The sequence below is a fragment of the Oscillibacter sp. MSJ-31 genome, assembly GCF_018918025.1.
GTDB lineage: Bacteria > Bacillota > Clostridia > Oscillospirales > Oscillospiraceae > Hominicoprocola.
In genome coordinates this window covers 31,325-55,398 of the sequence record NZ_JAHLPT010000008.1, presented here as the reverse complement: position 1 = coordinate 55,398, position 24,074 = coordinate 31,325, and the positions used below count along the sequence as shown (strand labels likewise).

Here is a 24,074-nt window from a genome sequence, read left to right as displayed (position 1 = left end):
TCTATTTACCGCAAACGCGGCGCGAAGGTCGCGCGGAACACGCAAAAAATTTTTTCTTCCTCTATCTTATCCGATGGCGGGGTGAAAGTAAATGCCGCGATTTGTGCGTTCCGCAGCTTGCATTTTGCGGCGAAGCCTTTATAATGATGACATTCTTTTGCGCAGGGAGGAAGGACTCATGGAACAGCGAAGGGCGCGCGGGATGCTTGCAGCGGCGGCCGTTATCTTCGGTACGCTTGCGCCGTTCGTGCGCGGCATTTCCGTTTCCTCGGGCGAGCTGGCGCTTTACCGCGCGGTGATGGCGGCGCTGCTCGTCGGCGGCTATCTGCTCGTGAGCGGACAGAAGCTCGCGCTGCGCGCGAATCGGCGTGAGGCCGCGCTGCTGCTCCTCTCCGGCATGGCGATGGGCGTGAACTGGATCTTGCTTTTCGAGGCCTACCGCTACACCACCGTGTCCGTCGCGACGCTGAGCTACTATTTTGCGCCCGTGCTCGTCACCGCTGCCTGCCCTCTGCTCTTTCACGAAAGGCTGACGGGAAAGCAGATCGTCTGCTTCGTGATGTCCACGCTGGGACTGGTGCTGGTCATCGGCGTCGGGGGGCTCCGCGGCGGCGCGGATGTGCGGGGCGTGCTCTTCGGCCTCGGCGCGGCGGCGTTCTACGCCGCGGTCATTCTGCTCAATAAGTTCATCCGAAGCGTCGCGGGCATCCAGCGGACCTTTTTGCAGTTTTTAGCCGCCATCGTCATTCTCATTCCCTACGTCGCCGCGACTGGCGGCGTATCGCTGGGGACGCTCGACGCGCGCGGCTGGGTCTGCCTGCTCATCGTGGGCTTCTTCCACACGGGCGTGACTTACTGCCTGTATTTTTCCGCCCTGCGCGAGCTGCCGGGGCAGGAGGTCGCTCTGCTGAGCTACATGGACCCGCTCGTGGCGGTCATCGTCTCGGTGACGGTGCTCGGCGAGCCGGTCACGGCGCCGCAGCTTGTCGGCGGTGCGCTGATCCTCGGCTTCACGCTCTGGAACGAGCTGCCGGAGAAAAAATAAAAAAGGGAGACGGTTTGCAAAACCGTTTCCCTTTTTTCATTCAGCGAAGCGGATGGTGATGGGGCAGATCTCGGCTCTGGTCGCCACGCGCATATTCGGCCCGAAGAGGCCGACGCCCGAGGTCACGATGCTGTGCATCGACCCCACGCGGAGACAGCCGCAGGCATTCTCCCAAAATAGCCGGACGGTGAGGTTGCCGGGGAACATCTGCCCGTCGTGCGTGTGCCCGCAGAGATCGACGTCCACGCCCGCCGCGGCCAGCGCCTCCAGCTCGCGCGGCTGGTGGTCAAGGACCAGAATGGGCTTGTCCGTATCCAGCCCCTCGACGAGCTCCGCGGGCGTTTTGCGCACCTCGATCCCGCGCCCCGGGCGCTGCGCGTCGGGGCGGCCGTAAAGATAAACCTCGCCGCCGAGCAGCACGGCCTCGTCGCGCAGGAGACGGATGTTCGCGGACGCGAGAAAGGCGTCCATCTCGGGGCTGCTCTGCTTTTTCCCGTCGCTTCGGAAGGTGAAGCCCGCTAAGATAGGCTCCTCGATGTCGTGGTTGCCGTAGACGGCGTAGACGCCGTACCTCGACCGGATGCCGCGCAGCACCGCGGCGATCTGCTCCGGCTCCTCCACGGCCTCCCAGGCGTTATCAAAAATGTCGCCCGCAATGACGACCACATCGGCATCCTGCTCGTTTACGCGCGCGACCATGCGCTCCATCTGCGCAAGCCCCACGTTGTAGCCGAGGTGGAGATCGGCGAGCAGCACGACCTTCATGCTCTCCATGCTGCCGGCGGACTTGTTTACGGTGACCTCGTAGGGCGTGACGCGCACGACGCGGGCGTTGATCACGCCGCCGACGGAGGTCACAAGAATGGCCGCCGCACACAGGCAACCCGCGATGCGGTGCATCCGCGCCGAGCGCAGAGAACGGAGCTTCAGACCGTGGACGAGCAGCAGCCGCAGTCCGTCCGCGAGCAGGACTGCCAGCAGCAGATAGAGCAGCACGCCGAGCCAATAATTCCCGATGAGCATGAGCGCGCGCTTCAGCCGTCCGGCAGGCAGCGGAAAGGCCAGAACAAAGGAGAGCGCAAAGAAGGCGTACAGCGCGGCGGGCACGGCCCAATGCTTCCGCTTGCGGAACCATGGGAACCACGCCCGCACCCAGCCCATGATGCGGCGGAACAGATAGAGGTTAAAAAGCAGGTAAAACGGTGCGAGGAGGAAGGCAAGCATGGCGCGTTCTGCGCTCCTTTCCGAAAGGGGAGACACCCTTTGTTTTCGGCGCTATTCTACTCCCTTTGCGCCCTTGGCGCAAGAGAAAAGATGCGGCGCGAAGCACACACTTTTTTTGGACAAAAGTGACATTGACAACCCATTCCTACAAATTTATAATCACAATCTCGTATGAAAGACATCAAAATACACCGTGGTAAAAGGTGAGGCTTATGAATCATCAGTCGTCGTTTTCGCTCCGTTCGTTCTTTCAGCCCGTGGACCTCACGCAGGGAACGTGCTGGAAGACGCTGCTCGTGTTCGCGTTCCCCATTATCGTTTCCTACCTGCTCCAGCAGGTCTATTCCATCAGCGACGCCGCCATCGTCGGTCAGACGCTGACGGCGAGCGAGGTCGCCGGTGTGAACGATACCACCTCGCTCGCGATGATCTTCCTGCAGTTCGCCTTCGGCGCGAGCGCGGGCTTCTGCACCGTGACATCGTGCTTCGTCGGTGCGCGCGACAGCGCGGGCGTCCGCCGCTCCATGGCGACGCAGATCGTCCTCTCCGCGGCGCTGACCGCTGTGCTCACGGCGCTGGCGCTGGCGCTGCTCGACCCCATGCTCGCGTGGATCAACGTCACACCTGCGAGCGGGGAGGTCTACCGCGCGGCCTATACCTACTGCGCCATCCTCTTCGGCGGCATCGGCGCGCAGCTTTTCTATAACTTCATCTGCTCGTTCCTGCGCAGCATGGGCGACAGCGCCACGCCGCTCGCGTTCCTGCTTTTCTCGACGATCCTCAACGTGGGGCTGGATCTGCTCTTCATCCTCTCGTTCCACTGGGGCGTCGCGGGCGCAGCCGTCGCCACCGTTGCGGCGCAGCTCATCAGCACGCTCGGCTGCTTTCTCTACGCCTTTTTGAAGTATCCCGAGCTGCGATTGCACCGCGAGGACTGGCGCATCACAAGGCGCGACGTTACGCGACATCTCATTCAGGGCATCCCGCTCGGCTTGCAGTTCTCTGTCCTTGCCATCGGCATCATCGTGATGCAGAGCGTCATCGTGCAGTTCGATACGCTTGGCGGCGAAATGGTCTCCAACGCGGCGCAGAACGGCTTCGGTGCGGCGAACAAGCTCAACAATCTTCTTATGACGCCGCTCAACGGCCTCGGCGCGGCGATGACCAGCTTCACCGCGCAGAACCTCGGTGCGGGCGACCACGCGCGCATCAGGAAGGGAACGGTGCAGGCGCTGTTCATCGTCTGGACGATGTGCCTCATCTCCATCGCGGCCGGCCTGCTGCTCTCGCGCGGCGGCGGGTATCTCCATATCTTCCTCTCACCCGATAAGGTCACGGCGGAGACGATGCGCTACGGCAACACCTATCTCTATGTCGACCTGTCGCTCTACCTCTTCCTCGGCTTCATCTTCGTCGTGCGCAACTGTGTGCAGGGCATCGGCAAACCGCAGTTCGTGCTCGGTGCGGGCGCGGCCGAGCTGGCCGCGCGCGTGAGCGTGTGCCTGCTGCTGCCGCCGCTGATCGCAGGCGGCGCGGTCAATTCCGATGCGCCGCGCGCGGCGGTCTATGCCCTCTGCTTCGCCGATCCCTTTGCCTGGATGGCGGCGGACGCCGTGCTGCTCGTGCCCTTCCTGCGCAATATCATGAAAATGGACTACCGTTACCTGAAAGGAACAATGTAGGAAGAAACAAAAAGTTTTTGTCGCTTTTTTAAAAAAACTTGAAAATAAGGCTTGCAATTTGCGCCGGGATATGCTATCTTATTTAGGATGAGTTCAGCAAAACAGCATATCCGGGTGTGGCGAAGTTTGGTATCGCGCTTGAATGGGGTTCAAGAGGCCGCTGGTTCGATTCCAGTCACTCGGACCAAGTAATGATAATCCGAACTACATTATCCAAGTGGGTAGTGTGTTCGGATTTATCATTTCTATTGAAAATGTTCTATAGTAAGCAAAGGCAGGGACAATTCTTGTCCTTGCCTTTGTTTATATTTTACACTATGATGATAAAAATGGGAACATTTTAAAAAATTTAGCGTCTATATAGATGTAACTAACAATATCAACAGTTTGGAATATTCTAAAAGGGAAGAAGTAAACGGCGATGGACAGAGGAAAAGGAAGGAGTATACCATGAAAAAAAGAGTCTTTGCCATTGTCCCAACAGTCATCTTGTGTATTCTTTTGTTCTATTTAATTAAAACCTCTCAATCCCCCAAATCCCCTTATCAAAATTTGACCCCGGTAAGCGGATTCTCTATTCAGGCTGTGCAAGCACAATACACTATTGATACTAAGCAGATATCTCTTTGCATAACAAATCATAGCGATAATAGCCCGGAACTCTATCTGCCATATCTCGAACAAAATATTAATGAAACATGGGTTATTGTAAAAAAATCCCCTCATATAAGAGATACAGATAATCTTCTTTACATCCCATCAGGAGAGACAATGAATGTAGATTTTTTTCTGACAGACTATGACCAACTATCTGTCGGTAAATACCGAATTATTTTCGGCTTAGCTCATAGTAATGACTTTTTTTACTTTCCTTTTGACATTGTTGATGGACGGCGAAAAACGGGACGTTTCCGGGCTATAACTGCCGGATCACCGCCATGAACCTGTTTGGGGACTTCCTCTCCGTGAGCGCGGACTCTCAAATCAATGCCGGTGAAGATGTGCTGTTTGTGGACGAGGAAGCGCTGAAAACAGATCCCGATGCGCTGGGCGGAAGCAGCCTTGCAGATTTCCGCGCACTGTATTCCTCCATGAAGGCGGAGGATACCACGGAGATCAAGCGTCATGTACAAACCGTACAAGAGGAATGGGCTTCCCGCGGCATTACCTTTCGGGAGAATGAAAGAATCCGCCTCCTCACGGTATTCTTCCACGATAAGCCGACCGAGGAGGAATCTCTGCTGTTTGTCGGGCATGTTGGCGTACTTTTGACGGCGGAGGACGGGACGCTGTATTTCGTAGAAAAGGTCGCCTTCCAGGAGCCGTACCGGATGCTGCGCTTTGCCGACCGAACGGCGCTGAGCGATTACCTTATGGGGAAATATGACACCTCATGGGGACAGGATACGGCGAGCCCCTTTATCATGGAGAACGACAAGCTTATGGACACAAAGTCCCCTCATTCTAATTAATAGCAGAGGGCGGCAGCATTTTGTGCTGTCGCCCTCTTGATTACCGAACAGCAAAGACGGGCGGGGCTGTCAACGGTGGGCGCAGCCCATTCACTTGCCGTTGACTGGCTTGGCTGGGTTTGCTATTTATTTCCTCACCATTCCTGTGTCTTGGCTTCCTTCCGGATTTTCATTATCTGTATTTGATATATACTGCCAGGAATTATAGAAACCAACGCAAAGATGCCAAAGATTATAGATTGCTTTGTAACTGCGAATAGTGCAAACATGAGCAGTAGAAATAGCCACGGATTGCGTAAGTTGCGATAATATTTTTCTTTATCGTCATAAGAGGTATGGAGTTCAAACGGCTTTCCATCATTTGCTTTTTCCACAATCAATAGTTCTCGGTTAAAGGTTGTTGCGTTTGTCGCAATACGCCCGCCCCGTTCTGCCCATGGACGCCAACGAGCCTTTCCAACAGAATAGTTTAGATTGATATTTTTGAAAAACACCTTATATCCAATATCCTCCAAAAAGTTAGCATAGTCTATTGAACTCTCTTTTGATTTTTCTCCGATAAACTCTACGCAATAGGTTACTTCATCAGGCTTGCATTTTTCAAATTCGTATAGCAGTTTTCCTGTCCGAACAAGTCGATGTCCCTTTTCAGCCATTTTGTTTAGCCATTTTGCCTGCGTATTCAGCAACCCACCAAAATAGCGATAACACTTTTTGCTCATATCGCACCTCCAACAATTTTACTTGCAACGCTTACAAGTTCATTTAGCCTTGCAAGCTCTTTTTCTGCAATTTTTTTTCCCTGTGCTGTAATGTGGTATTCTTTTTTTCTTCCCTCACTATCTCCATAAGGCTCGATCCACTTCTTGTCCTGCAAAGAGTTTAATGCTCCATATAAAGTGCCTGCTCCTAACGAAAGCCGCCCGCCCGTTTTTTCTTCAACAAACTGCATAACGGCGTATCCGTGTTTTGGTGCATAAAGAGAGAGTAAAATATAAAAGGTCACTTCTGTAAGCGCGCCACCTTTTGCATTGTCTCTCATAGTTCCTCCTCCTTATTACGGTTACTGTAATAAATATATCACTAACCGTAATATAAGTCAAGCAGATTCAAGGAAATTATTTTAAGGGGCATGAAAATGGAGCAGCAACATTTTCGTGTTACTGCTCCACTTTGATATAGAATAGTTGGGTACGCTGTTCTTGTTTTGTGTTGTTGCTTCTCTATCGTACATGAACACTGCCCTTGGGATAGAACGATAGACGACCGTCTTGCTGGCGCGATCATGCAGACTGACGGCATTGCCGTTCGCGTCATGTAAAGTAAAGTCAGGGACTTTCATTCCGGGTTCGAGCATATGCATCCTCTTTGTTTTTGTACACTGCCTATACGCAGATTGGAATGGGGTTATTTCTCTCTAAAGAGCGAAACAGAGTTTAATAAAATCGATATTCCTACACATACCCACAGAGCCTTGCTCATGGTTGGCATGATATCCATCAAGCCTCCCCAATCTTCATTTAGCACACGCATCGCTCCGTCTGAATAAAACGAACATACGGTCAATGCAGTGAAAGATAAGGCTGCGAATCTAAACCACTTTTCATTCTTATTTTTAAAAGAGTAAATCAAATTGGATCCTGTAAAAATGATTGCAGAAATTCCTAAAAACAGACACATATGTTGTCTCCTTAAATTCTCTTACCCTGCACTCCTATGAGGCATGGTTCGCAATCGTGTTGCCTGCGGACAGGAACTGCCGATGAGAGGATCGTTCGCAGCTCCTTTACCGGTTCTCCGCCAGATATTCCTCCGCGTAGTGGACGGCCACCGCGCCGTCCGACACGGCGGTGACCACCTGCCGCAGCGCCTTGGTGCGCACATCGCCCACGGCGAACACGCCGGGAAGATTCGTGCGGGTGGATTCGTCCGCCATAATGTAGCCGGATTTGTCCAGTGCCAGCTCATTTCGGAACAGCTCCGTCGCCGGGGCACGTCCCACGCTGATGAACACGCCGTCGCAGGCAAGATCACGCTCTGCGCTGGTGTTGACGTCTTTTAACCGAAGCCCCGTCAGGCGGTTGTCGTGCAGCAGCACGGAGACCGTGCTGTTCCAGCAGAATTCCACATTGGGCGCGTTCATCAGCGGCTCATGATAGACCTTCGTTGCCCGCAGGCTGTCGCGGCGGTGGATGAGGTAGACCTTTTGGGCAATACGGGACAGGGTCAGGGCGTCCGCCGCGGCGGAATTGCCGCCGCCCACCACCGCCACGGTCTTGCCCCGATAGGGCGCGCCGTCGCAGGCGGCACAGTAGTGGACACCCTTGCCCGCCAGCGCCTCCTCATCGGGAACGCCGAGGATGCGGGGCGAGGCGCCGGTGGCGATGACCACCGTGCGGCCCTGAAAGACGCCCTCGCTGGTGTCCAGCGTCTTGATCCTCCCGGAAAGGCTAACCTTGTAGACCTCCGCCAGCTCCGTCACCGCGCCGAAGCGCTCGGCACTCTGCTGCATTTTCTCGCCCAGTGTAAAGCCGTCGATGCCGTCCTCAAAGCCGGGATAGTTGTCGATCTGCTCTGTCAGCGCCATCTGCCCGCCGGCGGAGAGCTTTTCCAGTATCACTACAGAAAGCCCGCTTCTGGCGGCGTACAGGGCGGCGGTGCATCCGGCGGGGCCGCCGCCGATGACGATCATATCATAAATCTGCTCCATAATCGTGTCTTCACTGTGCCAGCGTTTCCTGGATAAATGTCTCAATGGCTGCCTTGGAGGCGGGCGCGACAACGGCGCCGAGCACCTCGCCGTTTTTAAAGAGCATCAGCGTGGGGATGGTGTCGATGCCGAAGCGCTCGATGAGCTGCGGTTCCTCGTCGTAGTTGATCTTGCCGGCGATGAGGGTGTCTGCGTACTGCTCGCCCACCTTGTCGAAGGCCGGGGCAATGCGGCGGCAGTAGGGGCACCACTGCGCCCAGAAATCCACCAGCACGGGCTTGTCCGCGCGGAGAACATCGTTTTCAAAGCTGTTGGTCGTAATGGTAAGCATAATCAAATCCTCCTATTCCTGTGTAAAAAGTTGTGTTTCAATATCCGTGATGGTAATTTGTTCCAGATAGGCGGCGCACTGCTCGTCCATCTGCCGGTAAAGCGCGTCCATCACGCCCGCCATGCCGGAGCAGATGGCGCAGTCCCGGTCGATGTCCCCGCTGTGCCACACGCAGTCCACAAAGCGGGTATTCACTGCCTCCGCCACCTGCCGGAGAGAAAGGCTCGCCGGGTCTGCCGTCAGGCGGTAGCCGCCATCCAAGCCCTCGCGGGTCTCCACCATGCATGCCTTTTTCAGCCCCGCCAGCACCCGGCGGACGCGGGTGGGGTTGGTGCAGATGTTCTCCGCCAGCGCCTCGCTGCTGAGGGAGCGTCCGCTGTGGCTCAGGCAGACCAGCGCGTGGATGGCCAAATTAAAAGAACTGTCCACAATTATCCCTCCCTCACAAGCTCGTAGGGCCAGTCGATGACGCCGCCAAAGTCGTAGACGCTCTGATACCCAAGCGCCAGCAGCTTTTGGGCGGCATCCCTGCTGCGGCGGCCGCTGCGGCAATAGATCAGCAGCGTGGCTTCCTTGTCGGGCAGCGCCTCGGGCATTTCGCTCCCGATGCTCTCGTTGGGCACAAGGACGGCGTTTTCAATATGCCCGCCATCGTACTCCTCCCGGGTGCGGACATCCACCACCACGACCTCCTGCGAGGCCATCATCTCATAGGCTTCCTCGGCGCTGATCTTCTGATACGTCGCCTTGCCTGTCATGTCCTCCGCCTTGTCTTCTTTTGCCTTGGACAGCGCGCAGCCGCTCAGCAGCGCAAGCGAGACGGCAAGTGCCGCAAAAAGTAATATCTGACGCATAATTAACCTCCAATGCAACTGTGTTTGCTACTGATACAGTTTATACTGTGATTATAACAGATACAGTTGAGGTTGTCAAGGCTTTTTGGAGCAATTTGGGGGCGTAAGACCCTTGTGGCTGTTGACAAAGAGAGAAATATGGGTATAATAAAGACGAAAGAATAAGACTTATTCTTGTATTTAGGAGGTTGGCAGTATGCCGAAATACGCGGAGGAGATATTGGCCGCCGTCACGGAGCTTCAGCGGCACCCCACGGCGGAGCAGGTGTTCATGGAGATGAAAAAGGAGCATCCCAGTATCGCCATTGGCACTGTGTATAAGCATCTGAACGCCTTGGCGGAGGAGGGTCTGCTGCACCGCATCACGGAGTCGGGTTCGCCGGACCGGTACGACCGAACGGAGCGGCACGATCACTTGATTTGCAGCCGGTGCGGGAAAATCGAGGATATCCGCCTGCCGGATATGCAGAGCCGGATCGAACGGGCGCTGGGACGGGAGATCCTCTCGTATGACCTTAAGATCCGGTATATCTGCCCCGCTTGCCGGGAGCAGGAAAAAGACAATCTTATGGAGGAGAAATATCATGAACGCTAACGTATCGAAGCTGCTCAACGAGCAGATCAACAAGGAGTTCTACTCCGCCTATCTGTATCTGGATTTTGCCAACTACTACGCCGCCGTCGGGCTGGACGGCTTTGAGAACTGGTACCGGGTACAGGCGCAGGAGGAGAGGGATCACGCCATGCTGTTTTATCAGTATTTGCAGAACAATGGCGAGGGTGTCACCTTTGAGGCTATCGCAAAGCCGGAGTGGGAACGAGGCGACCACATGACCCCGCTGAAAAAGGCGCTGGAGCATGAGAAACTCGTTACCGCCAGCATCGACGCCATCTACGCCGCCGCATACGAGGCCAGGGACTTCCGTGCCATGCAGATGCTGGACTGGTTCATCAAGGAGCAGGGTGAGGAGGAGAAGAACGCCGCCGATCTTATCACCAAGATGGAGCTGTTCGGCGGTGACAGCAAGGGGCTGTATATGCTCAACAGCGAGCTGAAGGCACGGGTCTACACCGCGCCCTCACTGGTGTTGTAAGCCCTGCGCGGCTGCGGGCTTTCGCATCAGGCAAAAGGCGGACTGCATACAGGTGGCCTGCCTTTTCTTCCGTCAGACGGTTAGAGTGGACTAACTGCGTATAAAACAGAAAGGACTTCAGAACTTGAACAAGGAAAAGGAGATCGAAACCGTTACCCTCATGGTGCGCCGGTATTGTTGGGGTGTGCATGGGACAAGGGGCGAGGCGCTTTGTCCGGCGTGCAATGCACTGCTGGAATACGCCAGAGAGCGGCGGGACAGATGCCTGCACGGGAAATTTTTAGCGGCACTTTGAAGCCTTTCCGAGAGGCACAATGCGGCAAAAAATAAAGAAGAGATAAGGGCAACGGCTATGAAAGAACGAAAGACCTTCTGGGACAAAAATGCCGGTCGTTACGACCGCTTTATGCGAAGGGATCGGGCGGCATACGAAGAGATGTATAAGCTGATCCGGCCGGTGGTGAAAGCCAAAACGGTGCTGGAGCTGGCAACCGGCACGGGGCTGATCGCAAAGCAAATCGTGAATGCGGCGGCGCATATTGAGGCGACGGACGCCTCTGCGGAGATGATTGCAGAGGCCAAGCGGGACAACCGCTCGGCGAAGCTGCACTTTTCCATGCAGGATATGTTCCGCCTGCCCTATGCGGACAAGTCCTTCGATGTGGTGATCGTATCCAACGCACTGCACATCGTGCCGCAGCCGGAGAAAGCCCTGCAAGAGATAAAACGGGTACTGAAAGATGATGGCGTGTTGATTGCGCCGACCTTCACCCACGCGGGGAACTCGTTTTCCGGCAAGGTCAAGGCATTTTTCATGAAGCTGGCGGGATTCTCCCTCCACAGCAGGTGGACGAGCGAGGAATACCTGTGCTTCCTGCGGCAGAACGGCTGGACGGTGCGGAAAAGCGCTGTGCTGAAAGCCTCGTTCCCGCTGACCTATGCGGAATGTGTGAAATCGGAGGTGTGATAAGATGTCGTTTTTTGAGAACACCAGAAAGCCTGTGGGGTTTGGCGGGAAAATCATGGTCGCTATGATGAACCTGGGGCACAGTCCCGTGGCACGGTGGGGGCTTCAATTTTTGGAGCTTGCGCCGGACGCCAGGGTGCTGGACTGCGGCTGCGGCGGCGGGGCGAACATGAAGAGACTGCTGAAAAAATGCCCGCAGGGCGTCGTCAAGGGCATCGACTATTCGCCCGTCAGCGTGGAGAAGTCAAAAAAAGTCAACGAGGCTGCCATCGCGGAGGGACGCTGTGCCGTTCTGCAAGGCAGCGTGGCGGATATGGTGTTTGCGGATAACTGGTTCGATGCGGTCACGGCCTTTGAAACCGTCTATTTCTGGCCCGATCTGCCGCAGTGCTTCCGGGAGGTTTACCGGGTGCTGAAGCCCGGCGGGACATTACTCATCTGCAACGAAAGCAACGGCGATACGGACAAGGACAAGAAGTGGACGGAGATCATCGGAGGCATGACCATCTACAAGGACGCCGAGCTGAAGGCGTATCTGGAGCAGGCGGGCTTTCACGAGGTGCAGATTCAGAATTTCCCCGAGGGAGCGATCATCTCCATGCCGCTGCGGGCAGAGGGCGAGAGCAAGGGGCGGGCGTTTTGGCTCGGCGTGCTCTCCGGCGCGGTCGAGCCAATCGGCGCGGTGCTGACGCTCCTCGCCGCGCAGCTCGTGATCCCGGCGCTTCCGTATCTTCTGAGCTTTGCGGCGGGCGCCATGCTCTATGTAGTGGTGGAGGAGCTGATCCCCGAAATGTCACAGGGAAAGCACTCCAACATCGGCACGATTTTCTTTGCCGTGGGCTTTAGCGTCATGATGACGCTGGATGTGGCGCTGGGATAAGGAGGTAGATTATGATTTTACCTATGAAATATAAAATCGAGAAAAACACCGTACAGGAGACGCTGATCATTCCGCTGTATGCGCGGAAGGTCTGCTCAGAGCTGTATCCGAATCTCTACCAAGATGAAACGGCGGTGCGGCTGATTAACGAAATCGACTACGATTTTTCGGAGACGGAAAAGAAATCCCACAGCCTGATGCAGCGCTTCGGCTCGCTGGAGGTCGCTATGCGGCAGAACGATCTGGCATGGGAGGTGCTGGACTACCTGAAGACCCACCCCAATGCGGCGGTGGTCAATCTGGGCTGCGGATTGGACAGCACCGGAAGAAGCTGCGACAACGGAAGCTGCAAAATCTACAATCTGGACTTTCCCGATGTGATTGCTGTGCGCAACGAGCTACTGCCCGCCGGAGAGCGGGAGAAAAATATCCCTTGCGACCTGAACGATACGGCATGGTTTTCTCAAATTGATGCTTCAAACGGTGCGGTATTCTTTGCCTCCGGCGTGTTCTATTACTTCCTGACCGAGCAGGTCAAAGCTCTTGTGCAGGGTATGGCAGACGCCTTCCCCGGCGGTGTGCTGGTGTTTGACGCTGCGAATCGGGCGGCGGTGAAGATGATCGCCAAGACATGGCTCAAGAGTGCGAAGATCAGGGATGTGGACGCGTATTTCGCGGTTTCCGACGCTCCCAAAGAGATTGGCGCGTGGGACAGCCGCTTGCAGGTCACCAGTCGGGGCTATATGTTGGGCTACAACGATTTGAAAGACCCGTCCGTCAGCGGATTTTTCCGTTTCCTCGCCAGAGTCGGCGACGGAGTGATGAAAATGCAGATCGTGAGGATCAAATTCGTCGGCAGATAAATGAAATACATCGGGATGCCTTAGGACATAGAGACGTTGATTACACCGTTGTTTCAAGAGCAGCTTCGGGGAAAAACACGAAACTCATTCCGATGCCGCCATCGCGGCCATCGGTTTGACATATATTATATAGGAGGACAATCATTATGAAAAAACTCGGTTTATTTGCAGCAGGCGTGCTGTTCGGCACGGCAGGCATCAAGCTGCTGGGCAGCAAGGATGCCAAGAAGGTCTACGCCCACACCACTGCTGCCGCACTGCGTGCCAAGGAGGGCGTGATGAAAACGGTCACGGCGGTGCGTGAGGGTGCGGAGGATGTTTATGCCGATGCGAAGGCAATCAACGAATGCCGCGCAGAGGCGGAGGCTGCCGCTGTGGTGGAGGACGCTTCTGCGGAGGAAAGCAAGGCGGAGTAAGCCATGAAATGCAAGATCCTACATGAAACGACCGGACGGCTGCGGGTACACCTGTGCTGCGGGCGGATGAGCTTATCCCAAGCGGATGTGCTGGAATACTATCTGCGCGCCCAGGACGGCGTGCAGGCGGTCAAGGTCTACGACCGGACGCAGGACGCGGTGGTGCTCTATGAGGCGGAGCGCGGAAACATACTCCGTGCGCTGGCACAATTCTCCTTCGCCAAGGCGGAGGCCATGGAGCTGGTGCCGGAGCACACCTCCCGGGCACTGAACCGGGAATTTGAGGACAAGCTGGCGGTCACCGTTATACGACGGTGTATCTCCAAGCTGTTCCTGCCTGCGCCCATCACCACGGCACTGGCACTGCTCCGCTCCGTAAAGTACATCCGGGAGGGGCTTTCGGCACTGTGGCACGGCAAACTGTCCGTCTCCGTGCTGGATGCCACCGCCGTCACGGTGTCCATGGCACGGGGCGATTTTGCCACCGCCGGCTCTGTCATGTTCATGCTGCATTTGGGCGAAATTCTGGAGGAGTGGACCCACAAAAAGTCCGTGGCCGACCTTGCCTCCGCCATGAGCCTGCGGGTGGACAGCGTCTGGTTGCAGGCAAACGGCACCGAGGTGCTGACGAAGATCACCGATGTAATGCCGGGAGACCGTATCGTGATCCGCACCGGCGGCATGATCCCGCTGGACGGCCGTGTGGTGGAGGGCGAGGCCATGGTGAACCAGTCCTCCCTCACCGGCGAGTCCATGCCCGTGGCCAAGCATCCCGGCAGTCCCGTCTATGCCGGGACGGTGGCGGAGGAGGGCGAGTGCGTCATCTCCGTGGAGAAATCCTCCGGCAGCGGGCGGTATGACCGGGTGGTTCACATGATCGAGGAGTCGGAGAAGCTGAAATCCACCGCCGAGGACAAAGCCTCCCGGATGGCAGACAGGCTGGTGCCCTATACGCTGGGCGGCACGGCGCTGACGTATCTGCTGACCCGGAACGTGACGAAAATGCTCTCGGTGCTGATGGTGGACTTCTCCTGTGCCCTGAAGCTGGCCATCCCCATTGCGGTGCTGTCCGCCATGCGGGAGAGCAGCGGCTATCACATCTCCGTCAAGGGCGGACGCTTTTTGGAGGCGGTGGCCAAGGCGGACACCATCGTGTTCGACAAGACCGGCACGCTGACCTATGCGACGCCCACCGTGGCGACGGTCATCCCCTTCGGCGGACACGACGAGGCGGAAATGCTCCGGCTTGCCGCCTGTCTGGAGGAGCATTACCCACATTCCATGGCAAACGCCGTGGTGGCGGAGGCAAAGCGGCACGGGCTCACCCACGAGGAGTACCATTCGCAGGTGCAGTATGTGGTGGCCCACGGCATCTCCAGTATGGTGGAGGGCAAGAAGGTCATCATCGGCAGCGCCCACTTCGTCTTTGAGGACGAGGGCTGCCGCATCCCGGCGGGAGAGCAGCCGAAATTTGACGCGCTGCCCGCCGCGTATTCCCACCTGTATCTCTGCATGAACGGGGAGCTGGCGGCGGTCATCTGCATCCACGATCCCCTGCGCCGGGAGGCACGGGAGGCGGTAAGAGCACTGCACGAGAGCGGCTTTACCAATGTGGTGATGATGACCGGCGACAACCGCCGCACGGCGGAGACCGTGGCCGCCGAGGTGGGCGTGGACGCTGTGTACGCCGAGGTGCTGCCGGAGGACAAGGCCGCGTTTATCCGGCAGGAAAAGGCGAAGGGCCACACCGTTATCATGGTGGGCGACGGCGTCAACGATTCTCCCGCCCTCTCCGAAGCGGACGCGGGCATCGCCATCTCCACCGGCGCGGCCATCGCTCGGGAGATTGCCGACATCACCGTTGCCTCGGAGGATCTGTTTGCGCTGGTAACACTGCGCAGGCTCAGTGAGGCACTGATGGAGCGTATCCACGGCAGCTACCGCTTCATCGTGGGCTTCAACCTGACGCTGATCGCGCTGGGCGTGGCGGGTGTACTGCCACCTGCCACCTCGGCACTGCTGCACAACGGGTCTACGCTGGGCATCGGTCTCAAAAATATGACCGACCTGCTGGACAAAAACAAATCATAAAGAATCGGGGCAGGGAAACTGCAAGCTGCATCCCTGCCCCATTCCAAAGTATAGCGGTTAGAGGACACTAACTGCGAAACAGGCAAGGGGAACGAAACAAGATAGATGCACAAGACTACCACAGGAGGAGAGAGCGAATGTCTGAAGAAATTCTGATCCGTCAGGGCGCGCCGACGCTCGCGGGCATCAAGACGGGAAGCCTGTTTCCCTGTCCCTGTGAGGACCGCGGGGACCTGCTGGCCGACATCCGGCGCCTGAACCGGCGGCTTTCGCCGAAGGGGCTTTGCCTGCTGCCGATCCGCTTTTTAGCGGGGCAGGCGCTCCTCTACCTCTACCGCCCCGCCGAGCTGCGGCGAGACCTGCGGGACGCGCGGGTGTCCGAGCTGCTGCGGCAGGCGGGCTACGAGGACGAGAGCTGCGCGCGCTGTGTGGCGCGGCTTGCCTGCCGCTTCCGCGAGAGCGGAGAGTTTCCGCACGAGGTGGGGCTGTTTCTCAGCTACCCGCCGGAGGACGTAAAGGGCTTCATCGACCACCGCGCGAACGGCTTCAAGTGCGCGGGGCTGTGGAAGGTCTACGGCGACGAGGGAAAAGCGCGCTCGCTATTCGAGAAATACAGAAAATGCACGGAGATCTACTGCACACTTTGGCAAAGCGGCTCGAAGCTCGAGCAGCTTGCCGTCGCAGTTTGATACTATATCATCATCGAAAGGAACATACGAATATGAAAACTGCTGTTGTTTACTGGAGCGGTACGGGCAATACGGAGGCCATGGCGAAGGCTGTGGCCGAGGGCATGACCGCCGCAGGCGCGGAGGCTGTGCTGCTCACACCCGACAAGGTACAGCCCGGCGATCTGAACGCCTACGACGCCATCGCCTTCGGCTGTCCCGCCATGGGCAGCGAGGTGCTGGAGGAAATGGAATTCCAGCCCATGTTCGATGCCTGCAAGCGAAGCCTCGGCGGTAAGCGCGCGGCACTGTTCGGCTCCTACGGCTGGGGCGATGGCGAGTGGATGCGTACCTGGGAGAGTGACTGCGACAGCGCAGGGGGTGAACCTCGTTTGCGAGAGCGTGATCTGCACGGAGACGCCCGACGACGCGGCGCTTGAAGCCTGCCGCGCCCTGGGCAAGGCATTGGCGGAGTGAGAAATGATGCCCGCCGCTGACGGTAACTTTAGCGGCAGCTTGCGCGGTTTGCGTTTGCCAAACAGCCTATCCGAAAAGGCAGGGACACCACTTGCGGTGTTCCTGCCTTGCGCTGTATAGCGATGCTTGGAATATTGAAAAAGAATATGCGCAAGCATCCAAGACATGTGAACAGAGAGGCTCTGTGTTGAACTGGGCAAACAGAAAAATCACAAGCCTCATTGACAAACTCAATATGCTCGGTTATAATATACCAGCAGTATATACTATCGGTATATCAGGAGGCGTAGGAGATGGAACGAACGGAAACCCAAAGGAAGATCCTTGAGATTGGGAAAAGAGAGTTCTTGGAGAAAGGTTTTAAGGACGCATCTCTAAATAAAATTGTCGCGGAGGCAGGCTTCACGAAGGGTGCATTCTACGGCTACTACCCGGATAAGACCGCTCTGTTTGAAGACCTTGTGGGTGAGACCGCAAAGGAGCTGCTCACCCGCTTCAAGGCGGCACAGGATGATTATTTTGACCTCATCCCGGAAGGGAGAGCAAAAGACAGTCTGGAGCTTTCCACCCAACACCTGCACGAGCTTGTCGCGTTCATGTACGACCATTTCGACGAATTCAAGCTGATCCTCTGCCGAGCGGAGGGAACGGGCTATGCGGATTTCATCGAGGTGCTGGTAGAGCTGGAGGTCGATCGATCCGAAGAATACTACGCCCTCCTCAGAAAAAACGGTATGCTCTCCGGGAGCATGACCCGTCAGCTTCATCACATGATCACAAGGGCCTACTTTACGGCGGTGTGTGAAACCATCGTCCACGACATGCCGAGAGAGGAAGCCATGAAATATGTCGATGAACTGGCTATCTTTTTCCACTCCGGCTGGAGCGGACTTTTAAGGCTCGAATGAGCCTTAAAAAATAACTGCCGGTTAGCCATCTCTAACTGGCGCGGCGCATCCTCCAACAAACCTATATATTTTAAGAAAGGAACACGGAATATGAGCAAACAGAAAAAAGAGAAGCAGCCGCCGGTGCTGGGCAGGCTGCTGGAATACGCCGGAGGGCATAAGTGGCTGTCCGTATTGGGCTGCGGGCTGTCCGGCGTTTCGGCGGCGGTCGGCATTTTCCCGTTCGTCTTTGTCTGGTACGCGGCCCGGGGCATTTTAACGCCGGGAGGCGGCGTTCCGGCAGGGCTTGCCCGCTACGGCTGGTATGCGCTGGCGACGGCGCTTCTGAGTGCGGCTGTGTATTTCGCCGGGCTCATGTGTACCCACCTTGCGGCCTTCCGGGTGGCGACAAATATGCGAAAGGCGGCGGCCGCCCATCTCATTGACCTGCCGCTGGGGTACTTTAACGCCAACCTCACCGGGCGGCTGCGCAAGCAGATCGACGACAACGCGGCGCTGACAGAAACGCTCCTTGCCCACACCATCCCCGACGCGGTGGGCGGGATCGTAACGCCGATACTGGCGGTGGTACTGCTCTTCGTCTTTGACTGGCGCATGGGGCTTGCCTGCATGATCCCCATGATTATCGGGCTTGTCTGCCTGATGAGCATGATGACCGGGACGGGCATGAAGTTCTTTGAGGAATACCAGCGGGCAGGAGAGCGCATTTCCGCCGAGGCCACGGAGTATGTCCGGGGCATCCCGGTGGTAAAGGTGTTCCAGCAGACGGTTTACTCCTTCAAGAGCTTTCATGCCGCCATCCTCAGCTACCGCGACCTTGCCAGCGGCTACGCCATGATGTGCCGTATGCCCTACACCCTGCTTACGGTGGTGCTGAACGCCATGTTCCTGCTTCTCATGCCCTTGGGAATGGTTCTCATCGGCGGCGCGGCAGACGGCTGGGCAGTGCTGGCCGATCTGGTGTTTTACATCTTCTTCGCGCCCCAGCTTGCCTTTATGATGGAGCGGCTGATGTACGCGGTCAACGCACAGATGGAGGCCGCCGAGGCAGTGAACAAGCTGGAGGCGATATTGAAGGAGTCGCCCCTTCCCGAGCCTGCGGCGGACAGCGGAAGCAAGCCCGCGGACAGCGGCATTTCCTTTGAGAATGTCACCTTTTCCTATGACGGCGCAGAGAGACCCGCGCTGACGAATGTGAGCTTCCATCTGCCGCAGGGGGAGGCGTGGGCGCTGGTGGGCCCCTCCGGCGGCGGTAAAACCACCATCGCCCGGCTGATCCCGCGCTTTTTCGATGTGCAGGCAGGGGCGGTGCTCCTGGGCGGACGGGATGTGCGCAGCATCCCCACCGCGGAGCTGATGGAGCAGATCTCCTTCGTCTTTCAGGAGGTGCGCCTGTTTAAGAAAAGCATCCGCGACAACATCCGCGCCGCCCGGCCGGACGCCACCGAGGCAGAGATACTACACGCGGCGCAGCTTGCTCAGTGCAGCGATATTCTGGAAAAGACGCCGGGCGGGCTGGACGCCGTGATCGGCGCCAAAGGCGTCTACCTCTCCGGCGGCGAGATGCAGCGCATCGCGCTGGCGAGGGCAATCTTAAAGGACGCACCCATCGTAGTGCTGGATGAGGCCAGCTCCTTTGCAGACCCCGAGAACGAGGCGAAGATACAAAAGGCCTTCGAGGCGCTGATGAAGGGCAAGACCGTGCTGATGATCGCCCACCGCCTGTCCACGGTGCGGAACATGGATCGCATCCTCGTCATCCGAGACGGTGAGATCGCCGAGGAAGGAAAGCACGACGAGCTTCTTGAAAAGGGCGGCGTATACGCCGCCATGTGGGAGGAATACCAAAAGGGCGCGCAGTGGAAGGTAGGAGGTGCCGCATGATCGAACGCATCCGAAAAAAATACGCCATGACGGAGAAGGGCGCAAAAGACTATGTGGCCGCCGTGTTCTGGTCCGTACTGGTCAACATCAGCAAAATGCTGCCGGTGGGCGTGCTGGCCACGGCGCTCTCCGGCATCGTAGAGGCACTGACAAACGGCACCGACCCAAGGGCGGGTCTTACGCGCTTTCTGGTCGCGGGCACACTTGCCCTCGCCGCGCTCTTTGTGACCTTCCTGATCCAGTACAAGGCCCTATACGAAGCCACCTACCGGGAGAGTGCCAACCGCCGCATCCGGCTGGCGGAGGTGCTGCGCCAGCTTCCGCTGTCCTTCTTCGGAAAACGTGACCTGACCGACCTGACCACCACCATCATGGGGGATACGGAGACGCTGGAAAAGGCCTTCTCCCACTTTTACCCCGCCATGCACGGCGCGCTTATCTCCACGGCGCTGATTTCCGCAGGCATGCTGCTTTACGACTGGCGGATGGCGCTGGCTCTTTTGTGGGTGGTGCCTGCGTCGCTGCTGATGGTCTATCTCTCCCGGCGCATGGAAAAGCGGCACATAAAGAAGGGCCTCGTCACCCGGCGTGCGGCCACCGACGCCATGCAGGAGGTGCTGGAGTGTGCGCCGGAGATTAAGGCGTGCAACCAGAAAGCGCGGTATATCGCCGACCTGAACCGCAGGCTGGACGAGGCGGAGCGGGACACCATCCGGGGTGAGCTGTTCACAGGCTCCGTAGTCACGGCGGCGCAATCCTTCCTAAAGCTGGGCATCGCTACCACCGTCCTCACGGGGGTAACGCTGATGAGCCGCGGCGACCTGTCGCTGATCCCGTTTCTGATGTTCCTTATCGCCGCCACCCGGGTATATGACCCCATCGGCTCCATGTTTGCCAACATGGCCGCGGTTTTCGCTTGCGAGGTGCGCATCGAGCGCATGCAGGAGATCGAGAACGAAAAGCGCATGACCGGGCTGACCGAATATGATCCCGACGGCTACGACATCCGCTTTGAGCACGTGACCTTTGCCTACCGGGAAAAAGAGGACGTGCTAAGAGACGTTTCCTTTACGGCGAAGCAGGGACAGGTGACGGCGCTGGTGGGCCCCTCCGGCGGCGGCAAGTCCACGGCAGCCAAGCTGGCGGCCCGCTTCTGGGACATAGCGGAGGGAACGGTGCGGCTGGGCGGCGTGGACGTGTCCACGGTGGACGGCGAGGTGCTGCTGGAAAACTACGCCATCGTATTTCAGGATGTGGTGCTGTTTGCCGATACCGTGATGGAAAACATTCGCCTCGGCAAGCGGGACGCCACCGACGAGGAGGTGCTGGCGGCGGCGAAGGCGGCGCAGTGCGACGCCTTTGTATCCAAGCTGCCGGAGAGCTACCATACCCTGATCGGGGAAAACGGCTCCCGGCTCTCCGGCGGTGAGCGGCAGCGCATCTCCATTGCCCGCGCCATCTTGAAGGACGCGCCGGTGATCCTGCTGGACGAGGCCACGGCCTCGCTGGACGTGGAAAACGAAACGGCGGTGCAGGCGGCGCTGTCCGGGCTTATCAAGGATAAGACGGTGCTCGTCATCGCGCACCGTATGCGTACCGTCATGAACGCCGATCAGATCGTCCTGCTCTCCGGCGGCCGCGTGGTTGAGATGGGTTCTCCGGCCGAGCTGCTGAAAAAGAACGGCCTGTTCCGACACATGGCGCAGCTCCAGAGCGAGAGCATGGAGTGGACGGCGTAGAAAGTTGCGAGATAAACAGAATTCCGAGTGCAATATCGGAAAACGAAGTGTCAAAAACAAGGAGGAGTTTATGAAAGAAACAAATAAATGGTCTGTCAGGGATGTGATCACCACGGTGCTGCTCTCCGCGGTGCTGATCGTGATCCAGCTCGTTATCAACATGGTCTGCATGGCCAATGACTTTGTCAGCATGGTGCTGTCGGTGGGGATCACCATGTTCCTCTGCGCGCCGGTCTATATGCTCATGGTCAGCCGAATCGGAAAGCGTTTTGTGACGCTGATCTATATGACGATCCTCGGCGTGATTTTCCTGCTGATGGGCAACTGGTTTTTGCTCCCCTACTTTATCGTCACGGGCGTCATCTGCGAGGCGATTTTGTGGAAGCGCGGAGCCTGCGGCAATCCCAAGCGTATGACCGCCGCCTGGACGGCGGCGAGCCTGCTGTACAACGGGGTCAATCTGCTGCCCATCTGGTTCTTCTGGGACACCTACTACGATTTTGCGCTGGCAAGCGGCATGGAGCAGAGCTATATCGATTCCTATGTGCGTTACTACACCTCTCCCGGCTGGCTGGCCTTTATTCTGCTGTTTACGACGCTGATGGGCTTTTTAGGCTGCATGGTGGGCAGCCGGCTGATCCGCAGGCATTTTAAGAAGGCCGGCGTTCTATGAGAGCGGACGCATCCTTTGCGGTGCCGGTCAAGCTGTGGGCGCTGCTGTGCGTCTTTGCCGGAGTGACGATCGGCGGGAATGTGCTGCTCACCTGCATCCTGACCAGCGGGGCGCTTCTTTATCTCGTCCTGCAGCGGAACTTCCGGCTTGCCGCGTCCTATGGCTGCTTTTATCTGCTGCTGGCGCTGCTGCTCTACGGCATCCGCTTCCACGGGCTGCGCATGCCGGTCTTTTCGGAGTTTTATGTTCTGGTGTTCTGGAACCTGTCACCGATATTTCTGGTGTCATGGGATCTGATCACCACGCCGCCGGGGATGCTCTCCGCATTTTTATCCCGCCTCCGTATGCCCACCCCGTTCATTCTCGGGCTTCTTGTGGTCTTTCGCTTCTTCCCCACCATGCGGACGGAGCTAAAGGGCGTAGGAAGGTCCATGAAAAACCGAGGGCTGACCGCGGTGGGGCAGCTGCTCGCACATCCCGTGCAGAGCATGGAGTATGTGCTGGTTCCGTTTCTTCTTCGGGTGTTGCAGCTTGCCGATCAGCTTTCTGTTTCCGCCGTTGCAAGGGGCGCGGAGCGCCCGGGCGTGCGCGGCAGCTATTATGAGAAAAAGGCCGGGGCGCGGGATTATATCGCGGCAGCCGTATGTGCGATAGTCACGGCTTCCTATTTGGTTTTGGAAAGGAGCATGGCATGATCGAGCTTACACACGCCTCTTTTCAATACGAAAACTCAGACAGAGGCGTGCGGGACATTTCCCTTTCGGTAAAAAGCGGCGAATGCGTCGTGCTGACGGGGCTTTCCGGCTGCGGCAAGACCACCGTGACAAGGCTTGTCAACGGGCTTGCGCCGTCCTACTATCCCGGAGTTTTCAGTGGGAGCGTGAGGATAGACGGCAAGGACATATCAAGGCTTTCCACATGGGAGATCGGGCGTTTGGTGGGAAGCGTTTTTCAGGACCCCAAAAGCCAGTTCTTTTCCTCCGAGCTTGCCGGAGAGGTCGCCTTTCCCTGCGAGAATTACGGCCTGTCCGCCCGGGAGATACGGGAGAGGACGGACGCCGCCATAGAGGCGTTGAAGCTGTCCCATTTGAAAGACAGGGCAGTTGACATCCTCTCAAGCGGAGAAAAGCAGCGGGCGGCCATTGCGTCCGTATATGCCATGAAGCCAAAGGCTTTTGTGTGCGACGAGCCGACGGCCAACCTCGACGCCGCCGGGACGAGGCAGCTTGCGCAGACCCTCCGGCAGCTCAAGGAGCAGGGCTTTACCCTGCTCCTCGCGGAGCATCGGATCGACTGGCTGATGGGGATCGCAGACCGGTTTTTATATCTGCGGGACGGCAGGATAGCGGCCGAGTATACACCGGAGGATTTGCTTCTTCTGCCGGAGAAGGACATTTTGCACATGGGCCTGCGCTCTCCGCACGAGGGAAAGTGCCTTCCCGCTCCCTCCGTATTGGACGAAAGCCCTGCCGTCTTGAAGACAGCAGGGCTCTCGAAAAGAATAAGCAAAGAAGTTATTTTTGAGGATATTTCGATGTCCGTTCCAAAGGGCAAAGTGACCGCCATAACGGGGCAAAACGGCGCGGGGAAAACCACCCTTGCGCAGATCCTCTGCGGGCTGGCAAGGCAGACAAGGGGACATATCCTGATAGATGGGGAAAAAGCAAGAGCGGCAGTCCGGCGCAGGGAGATCTATTACTGCGGCAACGACACGTCAACGCAGTTTTTTACGGCAGGCGTGGCGGAGGAGCTGCTGCTGAATACCGAATTGACAGAAGAAAGCAAGAGCCATGCAAGGAACCTGCTCAACGAGCTTGGGCTTTATGAGTACAGGGACGCGCACCCGTCCATCCTGTCCGGCGGACAGAAGCAGCGCCTTGCCATTGCCTGCGCCATCTTTTCCGGCCGTGGGATACTGATCCTTGACGAGCCCACCAGCGGCCTTGACGGGCAGAATATGCGCCTGATCGCAGAAAGGTTGAAAAGCGAAGCGCGGAACGGCAGGACCATCCTCGTGATCACCCACGACAGGGAGCTGATCGAGAGCTGTTGCGATAACATTGTGGAGGTTGAAAAACGATCATTATGAAACCGCC

Annotated in this window: 28 protein-coding genes, 1 tRNA gene and 1 pseudogene; 21 read left to right on the top strand and 9 right to left on the bottom strand. The window is 57.4% G+C overall.

Features of this window, described 5'->3' with window-relative positions; translation table 11 throughout:
- Positions 1 to 178 precede the first annotated feature (178 nt).
- The gene (locus KQI17_RS07460; RefSeq protein ID WP_216495556.1) at positions 179 to 1,045 is read left to right on the top strand and encodes a DMT family transporter; all 867 of its coding nucleotides are present in this window, start codon (positions 179 to 181) and stop codon (positions 1,043 to 1,045) included.
- A gap of 36 nt (positions 1,046 to 1,081) precedes the next feature.
- On the opposite strand, the gene KQI17_RS07455 is transcribed toward KQI17_RS07460, so the two are convergent.
- Entirely contained in the window at positions 1,082 to 2,269 is a 1,188-nt protein-coding gene (locus KQI17_RS07455; protein WP_216495555.1) for a metallophosphoesterase, read from the bottom strand.
- Between the two features lie 212 nt (positions 2,270 to 2,481).
- Here KQI17_RS07455 and KQI17_RS07450 point away from each other — a divergent pair, with 212 nt between their 5' ends.
- The 4 genes from KQI17_RS07450 (at position 2,482) to KQI17_RS07435 (ending at position 5,423) form a co-directional block, all read left to right on the top strand.
- Positions 2,482 to 3,951 (top strand): MATE family efflux transporter, encoded by a 1,470-nt coding sequence (locus KQI17_RS07450; protein ID WP_216495554.1) that lies wholly within the window; start codon positions 2,482 to 2,484, stop codon positions 3,949 to 3,951.
- Positions 3,952 to 4,061: 110 nt separating this feature from the next.
- A tRNA-Pro gene (locus KQI17_RS07445) sits at positions 4,062 to 4,138 on the top strand.
- 263 nt (positions 4,139 to 4,401) lie between these two features.
- A complete protein-coding gene (locus KQI17_RS07440; protein WP_216495553.1) occupies positions 4,402 to 4,893 on the top strand; it encodes an immunoglobulin-like domain-containing protein in 492 nt (163 codons plus the stop codon).
- The gene (locus KQI17_RS07435; protein WP_216495591.1) at positions 4,890 to 5,423 is read left to right on the top strand and encodes a DUF4300 family protein; all 534 of its coding nucleotides are present in this window, start codon (positions 4,890 to 4,892) and stop codon (positions 5,421 to 5,423) included. The genes KQI17_RS07440 and KQI17_RS07435 overlap by 4 nt, the downstream gene beginning before the upstream one ends.
- Positions 5,424 to 5,557: 134 nt before the next feature.
- On the opposite strand, the gene KQI17_RS07430 is transcribed toward KQI17_RS07435, so the two are convergent.
- From KQI17_RS07430 to KQI17_RS07395, 8 genes are all read right to left on the bottom strand, one after another.
- Entirely contained in the window at positions 5,558 to 6,145 is a 588-nt protein-coding gene (locus KQI17_RS07430) for a DUF2812 domain-containing protein (protein WP_216495552.1), read from the bottom strand.
- On the bottom strand, positions 6,142 to 6,465 hold the full coding sequence (locus tag KQI17_RS07425) for a PadR family transcriptional regulator (RefSeq protein WP_216495551.1): 324 nt from the start codon (positions 6,463 to 6,465) through the stop codon (positions 6,142 to 6,144). The genes KQI17_RS07430 and KQI17_RS07425 overlap by 4 nt, the downstream gene beginning before the upstream one ends.
- A gap of 81 nt (positions 6,466 to 6,546) precedes the next feature.
- Entirely contained in the window at positions 6,547 to 6,780 is a 234-nt protein-coding gene (locus KQI17_RS07420) for a hypothetical protein (protein WP_216495550.1), read from the bottom strand.
- 50 nt (positions 6,781 to 6,830) lie between these two features.
- Positions 6,831 to 7,103: a hypothetical protein gene (locus KQI17_RS07415; RefSeq protein WP_216495549.1), complete on the bottom strand. Its 273-nt coding sequence runs from the start codon at positions 7,101 to 7,103 to the stop codon at positions 6,831 to 6,833.
- A 106-nt stretch (positions 7,104 to 7,209) separates the two neighbouring features.
- Positions 7,210 to 8,133: a thioredoxin-disulfide reductase gene (trxB, locus tag KQI17_RS07410; RefSeq protein WP_216495548.1), complete on the bottom strand. Its 924-nt coding sequence runs from the start codon at positions 8,131 to 8,133 to the stop codon at positions 7,210 to 7,212.
- Positions 8,134 to 8,143: 10 nt separating this feature from the next.
- Positions 8,144 to 8,464 carry a thioredoxin gene (trxA, locus tag KQI17_RS07405; protein WP_216495547.1) on the bottom strand — a complete coding sequence of 107 codons (321 nt, stop codon included), beginning with the start codon at positions 8,462 to 8,464 and terminating at the stop codon, positions 8,144 to 8,146.
- A gap of 12 nt (positions 8,465 to 8,476) precedes the next feature.
- Positions 8,477 to 8,893, bottom strand: coding sequence for an Rrf2 family transcriptional regulator (locus tag KQI17_RS07400; protein ID WP_216495546.1), 417 nt, complete (start codon positions 8,891 to 8,893; stop codon positions 8,477 to 8,479).
- A 2-nt stretch (positions 8,894 to 8,895) separates the two neighbouring features.
- The gene (locus KQI17_RS07395) at positions 8,896 to 9,318 is read right to left on the bottom strand and encodes a rhodanese-like domain-containing protein (RefSeq protein ID WP_216495545.1); all 423 of its coding nucleotides are present in this window, start codon (positions 9,316 to 9,318) and stop codon (positions 8,896 to 8,898) included.
- A 196-nt stretch (positions 9,319 to 9,514) separates the two neighbouring features.
- Between KQI17_RS07395 and KQI17_RS07390 the strand changes: the two genes are divergently transcribed.
- The 16 genes and pseudogenes from KQI17_RS07390 to KQI17_RS07310 all read left to right on the top strand — a co-directional run bounded on the left by KQI17_RS07390 (position 9,515) and on the right by KQI17_RS07310 (position 24,067).
- On the top strand, positions 9,515 to 9,913 hold the full coding sequence (locus KQI17_RS07390) for a Fur family transcriptional regulator (RefSeq protein ID WP_216495544.1): 399 nt from the start codon (positions 9,515 to 9,517) through the stop codon (positions 9,911 to 9,913).
- Positions 9,903 to 10,412, top strand: a complete 510-nt coding sequence (locus tag KQI17_RS07385) for a ferritin (RefSeq protein WP_196059343.1) — start codon at positions 9,903 to 9,905, stop codon at positions 10,410 to 10,412. The genes KQI17_RS07390 and KQI17_RS07385 overlap by 11 nt, the downstream gene beginning before the upstream one ends.
- A 124-nt stretch (positions 10,413 to 10,536) precedes the next feature.
- Positions 10,537 to 10,707 carry a nitrous oxide-stimulated promoter family protein gene (locus KQI17_RS13880; protein WP_216495543.1) on the top strand — a complete coding sequence of 57 codons (171 nt, stop codon included), beginning with the start codon at positions 10,537 to 10,539 and terminating at the stop codon, positions 10,705 to 10,707.
- Positions 10,708 to 10,764: 57 nt separating this feature from the next.
- Positions 10,765 to 11,379: a class I SAM-dependent methyltransferase gene (locus KQI17_RS07375; RefSeq protein ID WP_216495542.1), complete on the top strand. Its 615-nt coding sequence runs from the start codon at positions 10,765 to 10,767 to the stop codon at positions 11,377 to 11,379.
- Between the two features lie 4 nt (positions 11,380 to 11,383).
- Positions 11,384 to 12,259, top strand: coding sequence for a methyltransferase domain-containing protein (locus KQI17_RS13605; protein WP_253285727.1), 876 nt, complete (start codon positions 11,384 to 11,386; stop codon positions 12,257 to 12,259).
- A 23-nt stretch (positions 12,260 to 12,282) separates the two neighbouring features.
- Positions 12,283 to 13,122 carry a class I SAM-dependent methyltransferase gene (locus KQI17_RS07360; RefSeq protein WP_216495590.1) on the top strand — a complete coding sequence of 280 codons (840 nt, stop codon included), beginning with the start codon at positions 12,283 to 12,285 and terminating at the stop codon, positions 13,120 to 13,122.
- Positions 13,123 to 13,268: 146 nt separating this feature from the next.
- Positions 13,269 to 13,538, top strand: a complete 270-nt coding sequence (locus tag KQI17_RS07355; RefSeq protein ID WP_177840668.1) for a DUF6110 family protein — start codon at positions 13,269 to 13,271, stop codon at positions 13,536 to 13,538.
- 3 nt (positions 13,539 to 13,541) lie between these two features.
- On the top strand, positions 13,542 to 15,629 hold the full coding sequence (locus KQI17_RS07350; protein ID WP_216495541.1) for a heavy metal translocating P-type ATPase: 2,088 nt from the start codon (positions 13,542 to 13,544) through the stop codon (positions 15,627 to 15,629).
- Positions 15,630 to 15,766: 137 nt separating this feature from the next.
- On the top strand, positions 15,767 to 16,318 hold the full coding sequence (locus KQI17_RS07345; protein WP_216495540.1) for a DUF3793 family protein: 552 nt from the start codon (positions 15,767 to 15,769) through the stop codon (positions 16,316 to 16,318).
- A gap of 32 nt (positions 16,319 to 16,350) precedes the next feature.
- Positions 16,351 to 16,774 (top strand): annotated as a pseudogene (locus tag KQI17_RS07340) (flavodoxin).
- Positions 16,775 to 17,067: 293 nt separating this feature from the next.
- Positions 17,068 to 17,682, top strand: a complete 615-nt coding sequence (locus KQI17_RS07335) for a TetR/AcrR family transcriptional regulator (RefSeq protein WP_216495539.1) — start codon at positions 17,068 to 17,070, stop codon at positions 17,680 to 17,682.
- A 90-nt stretch (positions 17,683 to 17,772) separates the two neighbouring features.
- Positions 17,773 to 19,566 (top strand): ABC transporter ATP-binding protein, encoded by a 1,794-nt coding sequence (locus tag KQI17_RS07330; RefSeq protein WP_216495538.1) that lies wholly within the window; start codon positions 17,773 to 17,775, stop codon positions 19,564 to 19,566.
- On the top strand, positions 19,563 to 21,305 hold the full coding sequence (locus KQI17_RS07325; RefSeq protein ID WP_216495537.1) for an ABC transporter ATP-binding protein: 1,743 nt from the start codon (positions 19,563 to 19,565) through the stop codon (positions 21,303 to 21,305). Before KQI17_RS07330 ends, KQI17_RS07325 begins: the two co-directional genes overlap by 4 nt.
- A gap of 70 nt (positions 21,306 to 21,375) precedes the next feature.
- Positions 21,376 to 21,978 carry an MptD family putative ECF transporter S component gene (locus KQI17_RS07320; RefSeq protein ID WP_216495536.1) on the top strand — a complete coding sequence of 201 codons (603 nt, stop codon included), beginning with the start codon at positions 21,376 to 21,378 and terminating at the stop codon, positions 21,976 to 21,978.
- On the top strand, positions 21,975 to 22,673 hold the full coding sequence (locus tag KQI17_RS07315; RefSeq protein WP_216495535.1) for an energy-coupling factor transporter transmembrane protein EcfT: 699 nt from the start codon (positions 21,975 to 21,977) through the stop codon (positions 22,671 to 22,673). Before KQI17_RS07320 ends, KQI17_RS07315 begins: the two co-directional genes overlap by 4 nt.
- Positions 22,670 to 24,067: an ABC transporter ATP-binding protein gene (locus KQI17_RS07310; RefSeq protein WP_216495534.1), complete on the top strand. Its 1,398-nt coding sequence runs from the start codon at positions 22,670 to 22,672 to the stop codon at positions 24,065 to 24,067. The genes KQI17_RS07315 and KQI17_RS07310 overlap by 4 nt, the downstream gene beginning before the upstream one ends.
- Positions 24,068 to 24,074: the final 7 nt, after the last annotated feature.

Coding starts and splice junctions, on each gene's coding strand:
- KQI17_RS07460 (WP_216495556.1), top strand. CDS start 179: ATGGAACAGCGAAGGGCGCGCGGGATGCTTGCAGCGGCGGCCGTTATC.
- KQI17_RS07455 (WP_216495555.1), bottom strand. CDS start 2,269: ATGCTTGCCTTCCTCCTCGCACCGTTTTACCTGCTTTTTAACCTCTAT.
- KQI17_RS07450 (WP_216495554.1), top strand. CDS start 2,482: ATGAATCATCAGTCGTCGTTTTCGCTCCGTTCGTTCTTTCAGCCCGTG.
- KQI17_RS07440 (WP_216495553.1), top strand. CDS start 4,402: ATGAAAAAAAGAGTCTTTGCCATTGTCCCAACAGTCATCTTGTGTATT.
- KQI17_RS07435 (WP_216495591.1), top strand. CDS start 4,890: ATGAACCTGTTTGGGGACTTCCTCTCCGTGAGCGCGGACTCTCAAATC.
- KQI17_RS07430 (WP_216495552.1), bottom strand. CDS start 6,145: ATGAGCAAAAAGTGTTATCGCTATTTTGGTGGGTTGCTGAATACGCAG.
- KQI17_RS07425 (WP_216495551.1), bottom strand. CDS start 6,465: ATGAGAGACAATGCAAAAGGTGGCGCGCTTACAGAAGTGACCTTTTAT.
- KQI17_RS07420 (WP_216495550.1), bottom strand. CDS start 6,780: ATGCTCGAACCCGGAATGAAAGTCCCTGACTTTACTTTACATGACGCG.
- KQI17_RS07415 (WP_216495549.1), bottom strand. CDS start 7,103: ATGTGTCTGTTTTTAGGAATTTCTGCAATCATTTTTACAGGATCCAAT.
- trxB (WP_216495548.1), bottom strand. CDS start 8,133: ATGGAGCAGATTTATGATATGATCGTCATCGGCGGCGGCCCCGCCGGA.
- trxA (WP_216495547.1), bottom strand. CDS start 8,464: ATGCTTACCATTACGACCAACAGCTTTGAAAACGATGTTCTCCGCGCG.
- KQI17_RS07395 (WP_216495545.1), bottom strand. CDS start 9,318: ATGCGTCAGATATTACTTTTTGCGGCACTTGCCGTCTCGCTTGCGCTG.
- KQI17_RS07390 (WP_216495544.1), top strand. CDS start 9,515: ATGCCGAAATACGCGGAGGAGATATTGGCCGCCGTCACGGAGCTTCAG.
- KQI17_RS07385 (WP_196059343.1), top strand. CDS start 9,903: ATGAACGCTAACGTATCGAAGCTGCTCAACGAGCAGATCAACAAGGAG.
- KQI17_RS07375 (WP_216495542.1), top strand. CDS start 10,765: ATGAAAGAACGAAAGACCTTCTGGGACAAAAATGCCGGTCGTTACGAC.
- KQI17_RS13605 (WP_253285727.1), top strand. CDS start 11,384: ATGTCGTTTTTTGAGAACACCAGAAAGCCTGTGGGGTTTGGCGGGAAA.
- KQI17_RS07360 (WP_216495590.1), top strand. CDS start 12,283: ATGAAATATAAAATCGAGAAAAACACCGTACAGGAGACGCTGATCATT.
- KQI17_RS07355 (WP_177840668.1), top strand. CDS start 13,269: ATGAAAAAACTCGGTTTATTTGCAGCAGGCGTGCTGTTCGGCACGGCA.
- KQI17_RS07350 (WP_216495541.1), top strand. CDS start 13,542: ATGAAATGCAAGATCCTACATGAAACGACCGGACGGCTGCGGGTACAC.
- KQI17_RS07345 (WP_216495540.1), top strand. CDS start 15,767: ATGTCTGAAGAAATTCTGATCCGTCAGGGCGCGCCGACGCTCGCGGGC.
- KQI17_RS07335 (WP_216495539.1), top strand. CDS start 17,068: ATGGAACGAACGGAAACCCAAAGGAAGATCCTTGAGATTGGGAAAAGA.
- KQI17_RS07330 (WP_216495538.1), top strand. CDS start 17,773: ATGAGCAAACAGAAAAAAGAGAAGCAGCCGCCGGTGCTGGGCAGGCTG.
- KQI17_RS07325 (WP_216495537.1), top strand. CDS start 19,563: ATGATCGAACGCATCCGAAAAAAATACGCCATGACGGAGAAGGGCGCA.
- KQI17_RS07320 (WP_216495536.1), top strand. CDS start 21,376: ATGAAAGAAACAAATAAATGGTCTGTCAGGGATGTGATCACCACGGTG.
- KQI17_RS07315 (WP_216495535.1), top strand. CDS start 21,975: ATGAGAGCGGACGCATCCTTTGCGGTGCCGGTCAAGCTGTGGGCGCTG.
- KQI17_RS07310 (WP_216495534.1), top strand. CDS start 22,670: ATGATCGAGCTTACACACGCCTCTTTTCAATACGAAAACTCAGACAGA.